Here is a 19,089-nt window from a genome sequence, read left to right on the forward strand (position 1 = left end):
GGCCCGTGGGTTATACCCTAAGAGCAAACCACCCTTTTTAAGGGTGGTTCTGATTTGCTTCGCGCCATGTGGGGGTGATGGCGACGTGCATTTTTGCGAGTATTCTGCAATCGAAGGCCCCTGCATACCGACCTCGGGCAAAAAATCGGGATTTCTCGATGTTTTCTACGAATGATGGGCGGGGTTATGGGCCGGCAGCGTTTGATTTGCAGGGATATTTGCGCTCTTTGGCATTTATCGCGGCGCCCGAAGCCCTTGGTTATGTTGAATACTCCTAAAAATGCACGGCGCTTAGAGGGGGACCTTCGCGAAAAAGGAAACCGCCCCGTCGAAGTATGCATTCGACGGGGCGGTTTATGCATTTGGCCGATTAAAGATGCGCTGTCAAACTACTAGAACTTGACGGTCGGGGCCTGGCGGGCTGCTTCGGCGGCCTCGAAGCCCTGGCGCTCCTTAAACTGGAAGATGCCGGCAAAGATGACAGCCGGGAACGTCTGGATGGCGTTGTTGTAGCTGAGCACGCAGTCGTTGTAGCTCTGGCGTGCATAGCTAATCTTGTTCTCGGTATCCTCGAGCGATGCCTGCAGCTGCGTAAAGTTGGTGTTTGCCTTAAGATCGGGATAGGCCTCGGCTACGGCGAAGAGCTGGCGCAGCGCGCCGGTCAGCACGTTGTCGGCTTCCATCTTGGCCTCGGGCGTGGTGGCCTTGACGGCGGTGTTACGCGCGCTGATCACGGCGGAGAGTGTCTCCTGCTCGTGCTTGGCGTAGCCCTTGACGGTCTCGACCAGGTTGGGGATCAGGTCGTTGCGACGCTGCAGCTGCGTATCGATGTTCTGCCAGGCGTTATCGATGCGGTTACGCTTGGTGACCATGTTGTTGTAGATGCCGGCGATGGCGCAGACAATCACAATGACAACAACGATGCCGATGATGACGGTAATCATGATGTCTCCGTTTCGAATGGCCGCGGCGGCATGCGCCAGCTGCCGTTGGTATAACGCTACTAGTATACCCGCAACGTTTTGCCGTGCCGAACTTTCCGGTAAGCGTTATGTTTTCGGCGGGGTCGGCACCGGGGTAAAACGCTCGAGGTACAGGTGTAAGATATGCGACAGATTGACGAGTGTTGTCTTTGCCCTGAGGATGGCGATACCAGTGGACCTTCGCATTAAGAAAACCTACCGTGCCCTGTTCGATGCTTTCACCGAGCTTCTCGAGGAGCATCGTTTTGAGGACCTGACGGTTGCCATGCTGTGCGAGCGTGCCATGATCCGCCGCACGACGTTCTATAAGCATTTCCGCGACAAGAACGATTACTTTGCCTTTTATGTCGACGAGCTAATGTCGGGACTGCCGCAAAAACGGACCGGTAAGGGGGGCGCAGTGTCGGCCGACGACGTGCGCGTGCTTCGCCATGAGGTGTTCGCCGATGCCATGGACATGATTCTGGCACATGAGCAGCTCATGGATAACATCCTGGAGAGCAGCATGTCGGGCATGCTGACCAGCATGATTTGCGACCGCATTGCCCACTCCATTCGCGAGCGCGTGATGAGCACGCTTGACGAGGGCGCCTTGGCCCCTGTATCGCTCGAGACGACATCGGAGTTTATCGCCGGCGGCATTATTCGACTGTTCACCAAGTGGTGGGAATCGGGTCACGATCTTGAGAGCCGACCCGAGATTGCCGACGTGGTCGATGCGCTGTTCGAGCGGACCATGACGCCGGTGCATCACTAAGAATGGCGGAGAGAGGGGGATTCGAACCCCCGGAACGCTCTCGCGCTCAACGGTTTTCAAGACCGCCGCATTCAACCGCTCTGCCATCTCTCCGTGAGTCGTAATGATAGCATCGTTTTGAATTTGCAACAGGGAAGGCGAACGATGACGATCACCGAAATCGACGAGAAGTTCATGCGCGAAGCGCTGGCCGAGGCGCGCGCTGCCGCGGCGGTGGGCGAGGTGCCCATTGGTGCCGTGGTGGTGTGCGCGGGCGAGATCGTCGCGCGGGCGCACAATCGTCGCGAGCTCGATCAAGACCCTTCGGCGCATGCTGAGTTTGCGGCGTTGTGCGCCGCCGCTCGGACGCTCGGCCGTTGGCGCCTTTCCGACTGCACCGTCTATGTGACGCTCGAGCCCTGCTGCATGTGCGCGGGCCTTATGGTCAACGCGCGCGTGGGTCGCTGCGTGTATGGTGCGGCCGATGCCAAGGCGGGCGCGCTGGGTTCGCTGTACGACCTCAATGCCGATTCGCGCCTGAACCATCGCTTTAATGTGACGGCCGGCGTGCTGGCGGACGAGTGCCGCGAGGTACTGAGCAGCTATTTTGCCGGTTTGCGTGGCGCGGATGGCGGCGGTTGCGGGTCCGATCTTGAGGCGCACGCCGCTCATGCCGCGGCGCTGGTTGATGCCGACGAGGTTGCTGGCGCGGCGGTCGACCTTGGCCCCGTGCAGCGCCGGCCCCGTCGCGTGCTGCTGGCGATCGACTCCTTTAAGGGCAGCGTGTCGAGTGCGCAGGCGGAGTCTGCGGTTGCCGAGGGCATGCGCCGTGTGTGGCCTGATGCCGAGGTACGCGCGTTGCCGCTGGCGGATGGCGGCGAGGGGACGCTCGATGCCGTTGCCGCGTGCGGCGGCGAGATCGTGACCTGTGAAGTTGCGGCCCCCCTGGGTGATCGCGTGTCCGCCCGAATGCTGCTGGATGGCGCGCGCGCGTCTGCGGTCATCGAGATGGCCGAGGCCGCGGGCATTGGGTATTCGCCTTGCACGGAGTCGGCGGCACTGGCTGCCTCGACCTATGGCGTGGGCGAGCTGATGCTTCGCGCGGTTCGCACGGGGGCGAAGAATCTATATATAGGACTGGGCGGCAGCGCCACCAACGATGGTGGTGCCGGCATGCTACAGGCGTTGGGCGCGCGTCTTGTCGACGACCGTGGCTGCGATATTGCGCCGGGGCTTGCGGGCCTTGAGCAAGTGGCCAGTGTTGATCTGGTGCCGGCGGCGCGGGCGTTGGATGGCGTGCGTATCGTCGTGCTTTCCGATGTCGAGAATCCGCTCGTGGGGCGCCGCGGCGCACTGGCGGTGTTTGGCGGGCAGAAGGGCCTGCCGACGGGTGACGCCGAGGCAGTGCATGAGTACGACAGCTGGATGGTCGGCTATGGCCGCCTACTTGATACGGCGATTGCCGAGGCTCGAGCGCGGGAGTTGCTGCGCGTGCCCGAGGGCGCGCGGACGTTTGGTTCGGTACTCGGCGTGCCGGGCGCGGGCGCTGCCGGTGGGCTGGGGGCAGCCTTGCTGGCACTTGGTGCCGAGCTGCGCTCGGGCGTGGAGACGGTGCTCGACCTTGTGGGGTTTGACGAGCGCGTGCACGATGCCGACCTGGTCATAACGGGCGAGGGCAACATGGACGAGCAGTCCGCCGCCGGTAAGGCGCCAGTGGGCGTGGCACGTCGCGCCAAGCGCCATGGCAAGCCGGTGGTCGCCGTCGTGGGCGGTCGCGCCGGCAACCTGGATGCGGTATACGAGCAAGGCGTCGACCTGGTGCTGCCCATCTGCCGCAAGCCCATGCCCCTCGACCAAGCGCTCGATCCGCAGGAAGCCACAACCAACCTCATCTGCGCCGGCGAGTCAGCCGCCCAAGCCTACGACCTCGCCCGCATCTAAAACGCATCCCTCGATAAGTTGCGGTGAAATAGTTCCTGTTTTTGCGGCTCGAGCGGCCAAGCAGGAACTATTCCACCGCAACTTCGAGCAGTCATTTTGGGACGGTAGGGGGCAAGGATTGCCGGTGGATTTATTTCGGCGGGTCCCCTTGGTGGCGCGAATGGTTCGCTTCTACGCCTGAGTGGCAACCTGATGCGGAATTTCGGGTCAGCCAAATTGCTACACTTTTAAGTATATTGCGATGTCCCGCCTTGCGTTTCTGCGCGGGGGGGGGGCGTATATTTGCATCGATGAGGACGACGACATACATATAATGAGCCGCTGCTTGCCGTCCTCATGGATTGGGGAGGGCCTTCATGAATCGCGTATGTGCGAGAGTTCGAGAAATACTGGAGCCTTTTGGCACAAAAACCAATACTGCCAAGCGCGTTCTAAAGGTTTTGACCGTCCCGCTGGCGGCGTGCGCGCTCATGTTTGGTGCGACGAGCGCATCGGCCGACCAGACGGTTCCCTATAGCAACCATACCGTAGAGACGGTGAATCCTACCGGCACCACGGTCAATCTGTTCGACTACTGGGTTGTCGATGGCGATAACGACAATTCCGCCAACGTAAACAACTACAACGAGAATGACAACACCGGCATCAATAAAGACCATCAGCTCAAGTTTAATGGCGGCGCCGGTACGGGCATTAACAAGTGGACGGGCAGAAGCGGTACTGCTGGCTACGGTCGCCTTCGGTTTGTTGAGAATCAGCTTGTAAATGGCTATCCGGCAATCAAGAAAGGCACCTACACCTCCCAAGGCAATGGCGTTAACTACACCGATGAGTCGCTTGCATACCTTTTTAATAATGCCAGCCAGGCCAATGGCAAGCAGAAGGGCAAGGCCGTCTACAACAACGTGCAGGGTCTCTTCCAGCTCAAGGATGGCTATTACGTCTACGACTCGTACGGCTCTAACGGCTCTAACGGCAACTACGCTGTGTATAACTCCACGACCAATTCCTTTGACGTCTACGATAAAGCGGGCGTATATAAGGGCGATGCGAGCAAAGAAACCAATCTGGGCCAGTTCTTCCCCTTTGACTCTGCAAGCAAGGTTTTTGATGAGCAGGGCAACAACCTTTCCCCTAAAAAGATCGTTGATGGAAGCACGGATCTCAACCACCACTTTGGCATGTCCATGACCACGGAGTTTGTCCAACCTGCAAGCGGCAAGACCACAAAAAACGAGGACATGATCTTTGAATTCTCGGGCGACGATGATGTCTGGGTGTATATCGACGGCGTGCTCGTGGGTGACTTGGGCGGCATTCACGAGAAGGCGACGCTCAAGATCAACTTTGCCACGGGCGCGGTGCATGTCGGCCATATCGACAACGCAAATGATGCCGAAAAGACCATTAAAGACACCACCATTAGGGCGATGTTCGAAGCCGCCGGCGCAGATACCAAAAACTTCCGCGACAACACCTTCCGCGACAGCACCAAGCACAAGCTGAGTTTCTTCTATCTGGAGCGTGGCGCGGGTGCATCGAACATGTCGCTCAAGTTCAACCTCACCACCCTGCCGTCGTCCGAGGTCGAGAAGGTCGACCAGAACGGCCAGGCAGTCCAGGGTGCAACCTTCGCTTTGTACCAGTCCGATGAAAAATGGACCGTGCCAGACGGGGCTGAGCCTATCGCCCAAGGCACGACGGACGCCAAGGGCCAACTGGTGCTTCTGAAGTCGGATGGCTCCGTTCTCTCCTTCGACGAAGAGCACAATGCCCATAAGAGCGACTATTATGTACTCAAAGAGATAAGCCTGCCCGCGGGGTACCGCTCGAGTCTGACCTCGTCGACCTCCGCAAAGTCAGGTGAGCTGCATCTGCAGTACAAGGAAGCTGCGAGCGGCACGGGCGGCGTGGTTGTTGCACCGGAAACAACGGTCACCACGGCCGACGGTACAACGCAATGGACGGGTAGCCGCATGTGGCTGAACGGCGGCTATCTGGCTGCAAAGGAGACCATCTCTCTCAACAAAGATATAAAAGACAATAAGAACAAACCCATCAACTCGGGCACGACCTTTGCCGTCGTGCTCAAGCGCACCGATGCGAACGGGGATCACACAAGCGAAGACTCGTGGACGGCAGTCACGGGCAATCCGCTCAAAGGCTACAAGCTGTGCTCCGCGCATGGCATCGCCGGTGCCGTTGAGGCCGCCCAGTCAAAGGACACGAGCGTCTTTGCCGTCAACACCAAGGGCGACTACGAGGTGACGGTTAGGTCCCTGCCTGGCGATATCGAGACGTACGCCGCCATGATGAAAGATAAGTCGAATGCCGACTATACCGTGGCGGTCTACCACACCACGGCATCGTCTCTGGCTGGGGCAACCACGGACAACACCTCTATGGTTGAATACAAGTCGACAAGCAGGCAATTCTCCACCGTAATTCACCTCACCAACGTCCAGAACCGCCTGTTTGTGCAGAAGGTCGACGACTTGGGCAAGCCCGTGAACGGCGCGACGTTTGAGCTGTACCAAGCCAAAGACGTTACCGGCGATAGCCCTAAAACCTATGCCATTAAATCGGGTGCCGAGCCGTATGACACCGTGCAGGCAAACGGCATGACCTATCCGTATGACATTGAGGGCGCCGCATGCTTCCCACTCGATTCGACAAAGCAAAAGCCCCTTATCAAGGGTACGTACTACCTGCGTGAGTCTGTAAGCCCGGATGGCTATGAGATTAACAACACCATCACCAAGGTAATCGTGGACGATTCGGGTGTGTATGTGGACGCTGGCGAGAAGGGCGACGACGTGCTCAGCCTGAGCGGCCCGGGCTCGCTGATCGCCTCGTTGGCGCAGTTTGGCTCTCCCGACTCCATTGACAACACGCTTACACACATCAAGGGCAAGCTTCAGAGCGCGACTGGTGCAGATGTCAAGGGTAACTTGACGTGGGGCCAGACGAGCACCGCCGAGGGCGTGACGCCTTCGCTCGAAAATGACTTGATGCACATGCGCTATGACAAGGCGCCTCAGGGCACCAAGACCGTTCTGCGTTATGTCGAGGACAAGGGCGTCCGCGACGGTCAGCTGGCGACGATCTTTGCCGATACGGGTATCAACCGCATGGCCCTCTATCAAGAGAGTGACTCAACATATATAGAGGATGCTTCCAAGACTCGCACTGACCTGGGCACGCTTCAGCTCAACCATCTCTTTACCACGGCAACGGCCGTGCAGTATACCGACCGTCGTGTGGCGCGTCTGCAAGTGACCAAGACCGTGACGGCAGACGATGGCCTTACCGCGCCCGCCAAGGATGCGGACGGCAAAGATCTGACGTTCACGTTTAAGTTCACCCTGCCGGAGTCCGAGAAGGGCTACGAGGCGCAGGTGTTCGATGCGAACGGCAAGCCAACGGGCAAGTCCTTCAAACTCAAGAACGGCTATACCCATTCCATCAAGGCCGGCGAGACTATTCGCGTGTACGACCTTAAGCAGGGCGACGAGTATAGCGTGAGCGAGCTCACCACCAAGGGCGAGTCGGCGAGCGGCAACGTGCTGGCGAGCATCGTCAACACCGTGACCGGTTCTGCCGGCGACTCCGTGCTTCCGGCCGGCTTTAGCCTTGTGAGCCGTAGGGCCGGCGGCGTGGAGCAGTCGGGCCCCGGCAACACTATCACGGGTAAGATCGGCAAGCTCGAGGGTGGAGAGATTCCCAAGAGCAACAAGCTTGAGTTCACCAACAACTACAGCGCCAGCTCGGTAACGCTTGATGCCAAAGATCGCCTGAGCGTCAAGAAGAGGCTCAACGGCCGCAATTGGAACGATTCCGATACCTTTACTGTGCAGCTTGCGGCCAAGGACGGCGCCCCCATGCCCAACGGCGCCAAGAGCCAGGTGTCGACGGTCGAGATCACCGAGAAAGCCCCGACGGAAAAGATTGGAGACATCACCTATAAGACGGCAACGTTTGGCGACATCACCTATACCAAGCCAGACACCTACACCTATACCATCTCGGAGGTTATCCCCGGTTCCGATGCCGGGGCGGGCGGCATAAGCTATTCTGCCGCCTCCTATACCGCGACGATCGTGGTGGAGGACAACCATGCCGGCGCTCTGTTCGTTAAGAGCGTGACGGTGATGCAGGAGCGCAACGACGCGGGCGCCGAGACTAAGAAGGAGGTTACCGATAGGGTAGCGACCTTCACCAACCGCTACGACGAGCATGAGAAGGACATCATCATCCATGCTCAAAAGAACCTGACTGACAAGGCGGGAACGTTTAAGCTTGCCCAGAGCGCCTTTGGCTTTACGCTCGAGGGCCTGGGTGGCTATACGGATGCCAGCGTAGCGTTCGACCCCACGACGGTCGATGCAAACGTGAAGGCCCCCATGCCCCAGGGCGCCGAGGGCAACTTCGCCACCGTGGGCAACAACGCCGACGGCACGGTGACGTGGCCGGCAATCTCCTATACTGCCAGGGCGGATGCGGGACACGCCTACGTGTACAAGTTCGTTGAGAATCCTGGAAGTGTCGCAGGCATGACCTACGACGGATCGGTCTATTACGCCGTCGTGCGCAATGCCGCAAAGGGCGCTGGCATGACGACCTCAATCGAGTACTACAAGGCTGCGGCAGACGGCTCGGTAAAGCAGCTGGATAAGAACGTCACGCCTTCCTTTACCAATTCATATAGTGTGAAGCCCGCGAGCGTGACCCTTCAGGGCCAAAAGACCCTGAGCGGCCGCGACTGGAACCAGGGCGAGAGCTACACCTTTAACCTCACCGCCGCTACGGACGATGCCGACACGACCGGTTTGAGCAAGACCACAAAGCAGGCGGTAACGGACGGTGCCGTTGCCATTAACACCAACCAGGCCGACGCCGGCGCGCCCGAGTCGGGACGCGTGGCATCCTTCGCCTTTGGCGCCGAGGCCGCCCCGACCGTGACGTTCAACCGCGCGGGCACCTTTAGCTTCAATATCACCGAGAATGCCGCGCAGGACGGCCAGGCGGGCATGTCCATGGACAAGCACACCGCTCGCGCGACCGTCGTGGTGACCGACCTGGACGAGTCGGGCAAACACACGGGCAAGCTCGTATCGAGCGTGACCTACACCAATACCGACGCCTCCGATGCGGACAAGGCCGTAACAGATAAGGCTGCCTTTACCAACGCATACCATGCGTCGGGCACCTTTGGCGGCGTGACGGTGAGCAAGACCCTTCAGGGCCGTGCCTCTGCTGCGGGCCAGTTTGCCTTTGTCGTGACGGGCCTTTGGTACAACGGCGTCCAGACGTCGGTCGATGGCGCCGAGGCCAACCTGTCCAACAAGGCGGCGAAGGCCGGCGTGTCCGGCGCCGTGGTGGGCGCGAGTGGGGCGGAGAAGCTCTTTGCCCGTAAACTCACGGAGCAGGATCTGGGCCATACGTTTGCCTATCGCATCCACGAGAACCAGCCTGCTACTGCTGCCGGCTACACCTATGACACCGGCTACACCGGCGATGCCATCGTGCTCGTTAAGGTTCTAGCACGCAAGGACGACCCCGCTAAGCTCTACACCGTGACGACCGTGCTCAAGGGTGCGGGTGTGACGGAGCTGCTGGGCGACGGCGCCGACGCGAGCGCGCTGACGGACGAAAAGATCGTCGAGCTCAAGCAAGATTCGCATACTTACGTGCAGCAGTACGATGCAAGTGAGACCGGCGCCACGACGCCTACCGTCTCGTTTGTGAACCGTTATACGGCAAGCCTCGACTATGGTACTGCTGGCGGTATACAGATCGAGAAGACGCTGACGTACCCCGAGGGTGCGACGGTGTTTGGCTCGCCCAAGAGCACCTTCCGCTATATCGTCAAGCCTGCCGACGAGACGTCTGCCAGCAAGGTTGGCATTTCCACGAATGGCAAGGTCTTTGAGACCGCAAATGTCGAGGCCAACGCTCCCAAGACCGTGAGTTTGATGCCTGCGGGCGGGCTGACCTTCAATCAGGATGATGCCGGCAAGACGTTTACCTATACGGTGAGCGAGATTGACGACAAAGCGACGGGCTATACGTACGACGAGACGGTCCATACGGTTAGGGCCGTCGTAGCGGATAACGGCGACGGCACGCTTAGGGTCACGACATCGGTAAGCAAGCAGGTCGATGGCAAGGACGAGCTCGAGGGCCAGTGGATCTACCCGTCGGATGCGACGTCTACCGGTGTCGCGACGGTCAAATTCAAGAACACCTATACGGTCGCCGAGGCAGCAACCTATACTCCGTCCGTGACCAAGGTGGTTGCCGGTGCCAATGCTCCGGACAAGTTTACCTTTGCCATGACCGCGGCCGATGATGTCACCAAGGCTGCTATCGACGGCAAGCTCATCACCGGCTCCTCGATGAGTGCGGAGAACGGCTACGCTGAGAAGAAGCAAACGAAGGAGGGCCTCAAGGACGGGGAGCACTACCAGCTTGACTTCTCGAAGCTTACCTTCAACAAGCCGGGCACGTATAAGTTCGCTATTAACGAGGTGGCTGCGAACAGCGGTCTTGGCGAGTGGAAGTATGACCAGCACGTCTATACCGTGACGGTCACCGTAACCGATGAGGGCGGCAAACTTGTAGCGCGTGCCGATGGCACGACCGGCTCGGAAGGCTTCATCTTTACCAATAGTTACCAAACTTCAACGAGCTACGAGCTCCAGGGCGGTTTGGAGATCGTCAAGACGCTTAACGGGCACGATCTGCATGCCGGCATGTTTGGCTTTACGGTGACGGGCGAAGACGATGCTTCAATCGAAAAGCTCAACAAGCTGCTGCGCGCGGATGAGGGTAAGCTCACCGTTACGAACGATGAACCGCAGGCCGATGGCACGTCCCACACCGGTATTTTGGGCGGCCTGACCTTCGCGACGGGCGATGCGGACAAGACGTTTGCCTACAAGATTGTCGAGAATGGCGGCGGTAGGGGCGGCTATACATACGACTCCACCTATTGGAAGGTAGAGATTGCGGTTAAGAAGCGCGATAACGGTTCGCTCTATACCGTGACCACGGTCAAGCACTATGACGCCAACGACGTTGAAGAGCCCCGCGATGCGAATACCTTTAGCTCCGAGAGCGGTACCGCCAAGGCCCAGGTGTCCTTTACCAACAGCTACATCGCGACCGGAACATTCGACGGTCTTGCTGCCGAGAAGGTAATGGACTCCGGCGACAAGATTGAGGCGGGTCAGTATACGTTTGACCTGTATGCCGAGAAGACCGATGGCTCGCTCGAAAAGATGGATGAGGGTAAGACCCAGGCGAGCGATAACGGTATCGCCACGGTCGACTTCGGCAAGGTTAACTTTAAGCTTGGCGGCGCTCTCGGCGGATCCCATGAGTTGACTGACCTCGCCGCCGCCGTGGCGGATGGCTTTGCCACCAAGCAACACAATGCCGACCACACCACTACCTACAGCTTTAACCTGGTGGCAAAAGAGCGCTTGGCCAACCTGCCCGAGGGCGTGCGTCCCGTGGACACGTCCGCGACGTGCCGCGTGCTGCTCGAGGTGACCGATAACAACAACGGCAAGCTTACGTCCAAGGTGACCTATCGCAATGGTACCGAGAACGGCAAGATCGTCTTCCACAACACACGCGATAAGGTCAAGACGATCGGCACGGTTGCGAAGCCCGATGTGGACATCGACGGGCAGTTGCTCTCCGTGGGCGACTCCTACGTCTACACCATTAACTGGGTCAACACCGAGGCCGATGCCAATGGCAACTTGGTTCCGGCCAACGTGACCGTGACCGACAAGCTTCCTGCCGGCGTTGTGTTCGAGGCCTTTGAGGGCGAGTGTGCCGATAAGGGCGCCGCGAGCGGACAGTCGCTTACTTGGGACCTGGGTAAGCAACCCGCGGGCAGCCACGGTTCGGTGCGCGTGCGCGTCAAGATTACCGAGGACGCCGTGGAGGATGCCCAGGGCGCTGTCGGCACCGTCAAAAACGCCGCCACTATTACGGTTGGCAACAAGAGCTATACCGGCACCACGACCAACTACGTGCCCAAGAAGTCCGAGAGCGACGCTCAGGATTCGAAGGGATCGGGCGTCAAGTTGGGCGATGAGCTCACCTATACCATCGGCTACAAGAACACCGAGAACAAGCCGGCCACGGTGACGATCTCCGATACTGTTCCCGCGGGGACCGAGTTCGTGGAGTTCGCGGGTGACCATAAGGATGTCGGCTCCAAGGACAGCGACGGCAACCTCACCTGGACGCTGGCGGACGTTCCCGCTGGCAAGGAGGGCACGGTACAGTTTAAGGTCCGCGTGACCGAGGATGCGTTTAAGAGTGGTGGCGCTTCGGACGACATCTCCAACCAGGCTTCGGTGGCGGTTGGCAACAACCCTGCCGTCAAGACCAACACCACTACCGACGATGTCTCTGACGGTCGCTTGACGCTGAGCAAGACGGTCAAGACCGCCGAGGGCATTGTCGCGCCCAACAAGGCATTCACCTTTAAGGTGCTGCTCTATCAGGCCGATGGCACAACGCCTCTGGCCGGTACCTTTGCGTACGCCGGTCGTCCCAGCGGCACCAACGGCACCTATGTAAGCGGACAGATCAAGAGCGGTGGCACCATCGCGCTTAACGCCGGCGGTTCCGTTACGGTTACCGTGCCCGTGGGCGCGCACTACGAGGTACAGGAGCTCGACTCCAAGGGCAACCTCATGACGAGCGAGGACGGCTTTGCAGTTGCCGATAAGGCGAACACCCAGAAGGGCATCGTCGGACAGGCGACGCAGGTGGGCTTCACCAATATCTATAGCGTTGAGTCCACGAAGGTGGAGAACGCCTTTAAGGTCCAAAAGAAGATCTCCGGACGCAACTGGACGACGTCGGATGCCTTTACCATGACGCTGACCGCCCAGGGCGAGGCACCCATGCCCAAGGGCGCCCAGGACGGTGTGTCGACGATTGCGCTGAGCAAGGACGTTCAGGTCGGCAACTTCGGCACTATCGAGTACACCAAGCCCGGCACCTATACCTATGTGATTGCCGAGCAGGCGGGTGACGAGACGGCGCTCACGTTCTCGAAGGCCACCTATCGCGCCACCGTCACGGTGACCGACAATGGCACCGGCAAGCTGACTGCCAAGACCAAGATTGCACAGCTGACCGACGATGCCGGTAATACTGCCGAGCGCACGGTCGAGGCGGCGGTCTTTACCAACACCGCTAAGACCGGCAGCCTCACCGTTAAGAAGACGGTCGTCGGCGGCGACGGCCAGCGCGAGTTCGGCTTCACGGTCGCGCTGACCGACGGGGACGGCGAGCCCGTCTCCGGCACCTTCGGCAAGGGCGACGGCGCCGTGACGTTCACGGACGGCAGAGCGACCTTCACGCTTAAGCACGGCGGGGAGAAGACCATCACCGGCCTGCCCGTGGGCGCAAGCTACACCGTGACTGAGGATGCGGCCGAGGGCTACACGACCACGGCCGAGGGGGCCAAGGGCACCGTGACCGAGGCCGGCGCGACCGTCGCGTTCACCAACACGTACGGAACGGCCACCGAGGGCAGGGACGTCTCCACCGCGGGGCTCTTCACCAAGACGCTCAAGGGCCGCGACTGGGCGGAGGGCGACAGCTTCCAGTTCACGCTCACGGGCGAGGACGACGCCCCCATGCCCGAGGGCTCTGTCGACGGCTCCAAGACCGTCAGCGTGACGGCCGCCGCCGGCACCGAGGCGGGCACTAAGGTCGCCTTCGACTTCGGCTCTATACGCTACACGCTTAACGACATCAAGGACGCCGGATTCGCGGAGGTCGGCGGCAAGCGCGTGCGTGCCAAGACCTTCACCTACACGGTGCGCGAGGCCAAGCCCGATGACGGCTCGGCGATTGCCGGCGTGTCCTATGACGGCCGCGTCGCCACGATGACGGTGACTGTGACCGACGACGGCTCCGGCAACCTCACGGCCTCGACGCCCGCGATCGCGCAGGTGAGCGGCGGCGACTTCGTCAACACCTACACGACCGAGCTCGACTACTCGGCCCGCGCGGGCGTGCGCCTGTCCAAGACGCTCTCCGGCCGCGCCATGGAGGCGGGGCAGTTCGCCTTCACCGTGACCGCCGACGACGAGACGGCCGCCAAGCTCGGCCTCAAGACCGGCAAGAATGCCTACGCCGTGGCCGCGGCCGATGATGGAGAGGCCGCCGTGGTCGACCTCATCGGCGGCGCCGCGAAGGGCGACGTGACATTCACCGATGCCGACGCGGGCAAGACCTACAGCTTCACCGTCGCCGAGACCAAACTTGGCGGCGACGGCTACACCAACGACACCGAGCCGCGCACGGTGACCATCGCGCTCGCCTACGACGCCACGACGGGCGAACTCACGGTCACGACCACGGTCGTCAAGGACGGTGTCGAGGTCGCTCGCAGCGAGGTCTCGACGGCCGATGACACTGCGTCGCTACCAGCGCCCGTGACGGTGGCGTTCCAGAACTCCTACGAGGCCACCGGCACGCTCGGCGGCGAGGGCAGCGTGGCCATCGATGCCACCAAGACGCTGACGGGCCGCGCCGCGGCGGCGGGCGAGTTCTCGTTCTCCGTCCGCGATGCGCACGGTAACGTGGTCGCGACCGCGTCCAACCGGGCCTCCGGCGACGGCGAGGTCGCGGAGCTTGCGTTCTCGCCCATCTCCTACACCACCGACGAGCTCGAGCAGATGGTGGTGGACGGCACCGCCACCAGGGCCGACGACGGCTCCTGGACCATCCCTTATACCGTTTCCGAGGACACGGCGGCGCTGCCCGCCGGCGTGACGGCGACCGCCTCGAGCTTCGACATCACGGTCAAGGCGACCGATAACGGCAAGGGCGGTCTGGATGTGGCCGTGGCCTACCCCGAGGGCTCCGACGGCAAGCTGTCGTTCGTGAACGGCTACGGTACCAACGAGGCGACGGTCGACCTTGCGGGCACCAAGACGCTGGCGCTCGGTCAGGCCGGACTCGGCCTGACGCAGGCCGACATCGAGGGCAAGTACACCTTCAAGATTGAGCCGCTGGACGGCGCGCCCGCACCGGCCGACGCCTCCGGCAAGACGGTGACCGAGGCGGTCAACGATGCCGCCGGCAACGTCGAGCTGGGCAGCGTCACGTTCAGGCAGCCGAGCGACCTCGATGACGTCGAGATCGACGGCGACGGCCTGCGCACCAAGACGTTCGCCTACCGGGTGAGCGAGTCCGGCTCGGTTGATGGCGTGACCAACGACGCGGTGGCGTCCAGGACCTTCACGGTCAAGGTGGTCGAGGACACCAACACGGGCACGCTCGCCGCGAAGGTCCTGCCCGCCGAGGGCACGCCCGAGGGCAAGGGTGCGTTCGAGTTCACCAACACCTACGGCGTTGACCCGGCACCGAGCTCCGTCACCGACCAGATCAAGGTGAACAAGAAGCTCAAGGGCCGCGACCTGGCCGAGGGCGAGTTCGAGTTCCAGCTGATCGAGATTTCCGCCGACGGCAGCGAGAGCGTCGCGGCGATGGGCAAGAACGCCGCAGACGGCACGGTGGCGCTCGGCCCGGTCACCTACACCGCGCCCGGCACGCACAGCTACGAGCTGCGCGAGGTCGCCGGCACGGCGGGCGGCGTGACCTACGACAGGGCGGCGTACCGCGTGCGCACGACGGTCACCGATGCTGGGGACGGCACGCTCACCGTCAAGCACGAGCTCACGGATGCCGAGGGCAACCCCACGGGCGATGACTCAGTGACGTTCACCAACGGCTACAAGGCCGCGCCCGTCACCCTCAAGCTGGGCGCCGCCAAGGTGCTCAAGGGCGCCGAGCTTAAGGCGGGGCAGTTTAGCTTTGAGCTCAAGGGCCGGGACGGTAAGGTCATGTCGACCGCCAAGAACGCCGCCGACGGCAGCGTCACGTTCGGCGCGCTGACCTTCAAGCAGGCCGGCACCTACACCTTCACGGTGAGCGAGGTCGACGACGGCCAGGCGCACGTGACCTACGACAAGGCCGTGCGCAAGATCGTCGTCACGGTGAGCGACGAGGCGGCAGACGGCTCCAAGACGGGCTACCTGTCGGCGAAGGTCTCCTACGAGGGCGACGCCGACGTGCCGCCGGTCTTCACCAACAGCTATGCCGAGGAGCCCGAGACCCCCGGCACCCCCGAGAACCCCGGCACGCCGGGCGGCGGCTCGGGCGGCGGTTCCGATAGCGGCTCCGGCAGCGGCGGCTCCGGCGACGGCTCCAAGGGCGGCATGCCCGACACCGGCGACCGCAGCCTGCCGGTCGAGGCGCTCGCGGCCATGGCCGGCATCGGCGCGCTGGCCGTCGCGGGCGGCGCGGCCCTGTACCGCAGGCGCCGCTAGCGGTATGCACGAGTGGGGCGAATCCATCCGATGAGTTCGCCCCACTTGCCCTGCTGGGCGGGAGCGGGTATGATATACCGAGCGCCTAGCGCGTTCGATGGGTTCGGATGACGACATGTTCCGAATCTGGTCAGGTCCGGAAGGAAGCAGCCATAAGGAGCCTCTGTCGGGCATCCGAATCCATCGAGCGCACGGGCGCTTTTTGGTGCCGCGACATGGTCCGGGAGGCGGCGAGGTATTTGGTGTCTCGCTGGTCCTCGGCTTTGCCTGCGGGATCGCTCGACTACCAAATACCTCGCCGCCTCCCGGACCCCGTCGTCCAAAAATCACCCGTAGAGGCGCATTTATCTGAATAATTTAATCCCGTGCTTTGTGCTGCTTGCTGGCGTTGCCGGGAGCGCGGTGGCCACGTGGTTCATGAGACGGCGGTGCTGTCTCCTATTTTGCAAGTAAAGAGGTCCGTTTGCGAACGAGCTTCGACTACTGAAGATGCGATGTTCGCACTAACGACATAGCGTAATTACGGCATTGTTGGTTTACGCACAAATTGAAGAAATCTAAAAGATGCGTCGATTTCACTTCGCCCGCAGCGTTACGGCGCGAGAACGTCCAATGGAACAACTTGGACGCCGCGGTCGGTAACATAGGCTTGTGAACCAAATCCAATAATCGCTACTTTAGAAACCGGCGGGGTGTTTCCGGCAGCAACCATCCGCTCTTCGACGGCAACAAGATTGTCAGATGCCTCTTCGATTTGAGCGGAACTGAGCTTGACCTCAACGGGAATCCACATCCCACCTGGAGCCGCTATGACAGCGTCGACCTCAAGATCGCGGGAATCGTGATAGTGATAAAGGCCCATTCCGTTTGCCCTCGCATAGACCCATAGATCATGGAGCGCCAACGATTCGAAAAGCAGCCCAAGTGTCTTGAAGTCTGACAACAACGTCTCCACAGTCGCCCCGAGCGCAGCCGCTGCAAGCGACGGGTCGGCAAGATGATGCTTACGCGCCTCCCTCAGATGTACCGGAGATCTCATCGCGGGATTCCATGCGGGGATATCGCAGACGAAACTCAATCTGCTAAGAAGGGATATGTATGATGCCGCTGTTTGTCTCGATACGTCGCCACCCAAATCGGCCACAAGCGTCTTGAGCGTCGCAAGAGTGGATTCGTTGCGCGCCAACGACGCGATGACGGCTTTCACTTTCTCAGGATCTCGTCGAGAGCCATCGACGCGGGGGATGTCTTCCTCAGCGACTATCTCGATATATCGTTTTGCCGTCGCGGACGCAATTCGCGCGTCACGCCCAATCGACGCCGGCCATCCACCGCAAACGATGCGCTCGGCGATCTCGGCAGAACCCATCGATCCGAAGGCGCCATTGAACTTTTCGCCAGAAATAATGCCCGACAGCTTAACCGCACCGCTAGATTTCCCAAGTTCGAAAAGCGTCATGGTGTCCATGCGCAATTTAGCGAACCTTCCAGCGCCACTGTGCATCGGCCGCTCATTGTCTCGCGGCGTCGCCGACCCCGTAAATATGAACTGGCCAGGCTCGCCGCCGCGGTTGTCGCACTCAAACCGCGCCGCGTCCCAAAGTTTCGGAACCTCCTGCCATTCGTCGATCAGCCGCGGCACCTCGCCGGAAACGGCAAGCGCCGGGTCCGTCTCGGCACGGAAGCGATTCTCGAAGTTGCGCGACGGGTCCATGAGGAGGAGCCTGGACGCCGCACGGGTCCCGGCCGTGGTTGTCTTCCCGCACCATTTAGGTCCTTCGATGAGAACGGCACCGAATATCCCAAGCATCTGGTCAAGCTCATTTTCGATAATTCTAGTGTAGTACTTTTTTGGCATAGTTTTCACCATTGCTTACCAGCGCGTTTAACCAAATTTACAGTTTTCATTTAACCAGATTTCAATTTTTTGATTAACCAGATTTGCATATTTCGGTTAACGAGACAGATTAAACATGAACGAGCCAAGTCAGATGAGAATCATCTACTCGACACCGCGCATGAGCTCCGAAATGGTGATGTGAAAGCCGTCGGCAATCTTGTTGAGATTTGAAAGGCTGACATTGCGCTGCCCGACCTCAATGCTCGCGTAGTAGGAGCGATCCATCTCAATCAAATTAGCGGACGGAGTGCCCGGGCTCGTTGCGCCTAGGGCGCGGCGGGGTCGGCGACGTCGGAGGTGTCGATCTCGCCAAGAATGGCGAGCCGGCTGATGAACGGGATGCCCTCGGGTTCGTCCACCTCGACGCCGCCGAGCACGATGGTGTTGTCACGCATGTCGATTTGGGTCGTGAACACGGCCTGATCGCGGCCCGAGGCGATAAAGCCGATGCCCGCGAGTACGATGCCCGCGGCAATAAGCCCGCCCGCCACGGCGAGGTAAATCTTCTTCTCCGCTGGTCATGGTACTCACTCCTTTCTACGCCGCGAGATACGCGGCAGCAGCCCGGAGAGCGTCGCCCCCGCCGCGAACTCCCCATCCTGGACGAGCTGGGCTACGTGCCGCTGGACATCGAGGGCGCGAGGCTGCTGTTCCAGGTGATGTCGGTGCCGGAGGGCAGACAGAGCATGATCGTCACGGCCAACATAGAGTTCAGCAAGTGGGTGACCGTGTTCGGCGACGACAAGATGGCGGCGGCTGTCGTGGACAGGCTCGTCTACACGGGCAGGCTCGTGGAGTTCAACGGCGCAAGCTGCAGAATTGAATCCCGTGTTTTGTGCTGCTTGCTGGCGTTGCCTGGGCATTGATGGCTACGTAGTTCAAGAGACGTTGCTGCTGCTTGGATTTTGCAGTTAAAGAGGCCCGTTTCCCTGGTTTTGGTTGGGGAAACGGGCCTCTTTTGGGTTTGTGGATTGACGAAGGTGACGTTCGTCGGCAGCTATTTTGAGTTCTTGAGGCGGCGGGTGGCTGCGGCGGTTATTCCGAGTCCCATGGCGGCGATTCCTGCGAGTGCGATTGCGCTCGGCGTTGTGTCGCCGGTGTTTGCGAGCTTGTCGGCGGTCGTAGTTGCTTGCTTGCCGCCGCCCGTGTTCG

The 19,089-nt window shown here is 60.7% G+C and carries 9 protein-coding genes, 1 tRNA gene and 1 other RNA gene; 5 read left to right on the forward strand and 6 right to left on the reverse strand.

All coding sequences use genetic code 11. The features are described from left to right. Positions 1 to 392: 392 nt before the first annotated feature. Positions 393 to 944 (reverse strand): LemA family protein, encoded by a 552-nt coding sequence (locus I2G43_RS05075; protein ID WP_082421874.1) that lies wholly within the window; start codon positions 942 to 944, stop codon positions 393 to 395. A 211-nt stretch (positions 945 to 1,155) separates the two neighbouring features. Here I2G43_RS05075 and I2G43_RS05080 point away from each other — a divergent pair, with 211 nt between their 5' ends. After that, a complete protein-coding gene (locus I2G43_RS05080) occupies positions 1,156 to 1,740 on the forward strand; it encodes a TetR/AcrR family transcriptional regulator (protein ID WP_195535334.1) in 585 nt (194 codons plus the stop codon). A gap of 3 nt (positions 1,741 to 1,743) precedes the next feature. Here I2G43_RS05080 and I2G43_RS05085 read toward each other — a convergent pair. Continuing rightward, positions 1,744 to 1,833 (reverse strand) — tRNA-Ser (locus I2G43_RS05085). Between the two features lie 51 nt (positions 1,834 to 1,884). Here I2G43_RS05085 and tadA point away from each other — a divergent pair. From tadA to ffs, 3 genes are all read left to right on the forward strand, one after another. Then, positions 1,885 to 3,660 carry a tRNA adenosine(34) deaminase TadA gene (gene tadA, locus I2G43_RS05090; RefSeq protein WP_195535335.1) on the forward strand — a complete coding sequence of 592 codons (1,776 nt, stop codon included), beginning with the start codon at positions 1,885 to 1,887 and terminating at the stop codon, positions 3,658 to 3,660. A gap of 440 nt (positions 3,661 to 4,100) precedes the next feature. Next, on the forward strand, positions 4,101 to 16,037 hold the full coding sequence (locus I2G43_RS05095; protein WP_195535336.1) for a Spy0128 family protein: 11,937 nt from the start codon (positions 4,101 to 4,103) through the stop codon (positions 16,035 to 16,037). 94 nt (positions 16,038 to 16,131) lie between these two features. Beyond that, an RNA gene (gene ffs, locus I2G43_RS05100) (signal recognition particle sRNA small type) lies at positions 16,132 to 16,227 on the forward strand. A gap of 402 nt (positions 16,228 to 16,629) precedes the next feature. Here the strand turns inward: ffs and I2G43_RS05105 are convergent. The 3 genes from I2G43_RS05105 to I2G43_RS05115 form a co-directional block, all read right to left on the reverse strand. Then, positions 16,630 to 17,895, reverse strand: a complete 1,266-nt coding sequence (locus I2G43_RS05105) for an ATP-binding protein (protein WP_195535337.1) — start codon at positions 17,893 to 17,895, stop codon at positions 16,630 to 16,632. Positions 17,896 to 18,039: 144 nt separating this feature from the next. Beyond that, positions 18,040 to 18,162 (reverse strand): helix-turn-helix domain-containing protein, encoded by a 123-nt coding sequence (locus tag I2G43_RS05110; protein ID WP_229071597.1) that lies wholly within the window; start codon positions 18,160 to 18,162, stop codon positions 18,040 to 18,042. 41 nt (positions 18,163 to 18,203) lie between these two features. Then, positions 18,204 to 18,428, reverse strand: a complete 225-nt coding sequence (locus I2G43_RS05115; protein ID WP_229071601.1) for a hypothetical protein — start codon at positions 18,426 to 18,428, stop codon at positions 18,204 to 18,206. Here I2G43_RS05115 and I2G43_RS10650 point away from each other — a divergent pair. Then, entirely contained in the window at positions 18,339 to 18,803 is a 465-nt protein-coding gene (locus tag I2G43_RS10650; RefSeq protein WP_324249501.1) for an ATP-binding protein, read from the forward strand. The genes I2G43_RS05115 and I2G43_RS10650 overlap by 90 nt on opposite strands. 131 nt (positions 18,804 to 18,934) lie before the next feature. Here I2G43_RS10650 and I2G43_RS10715 read toward each other — a convergent pair. After that, the coding region (locus tag I2G43_RS10715) for an LPXTG cell wall anchor domain-containing protein (protein WP_195535338.1) at positions 18,935 to 19,089 on the reverse strand (155 nt) is incomplete at its 5' end.

This window comes from Collinsella aerofaciens (assembly GCF_015557435.1).
GTDB lineage: Bacteria > Actinomycetota > Coriobacteriia > Coriobacteriales > Coriobacteriaceae > Collinsella > Collinsella aerofaciens_Z.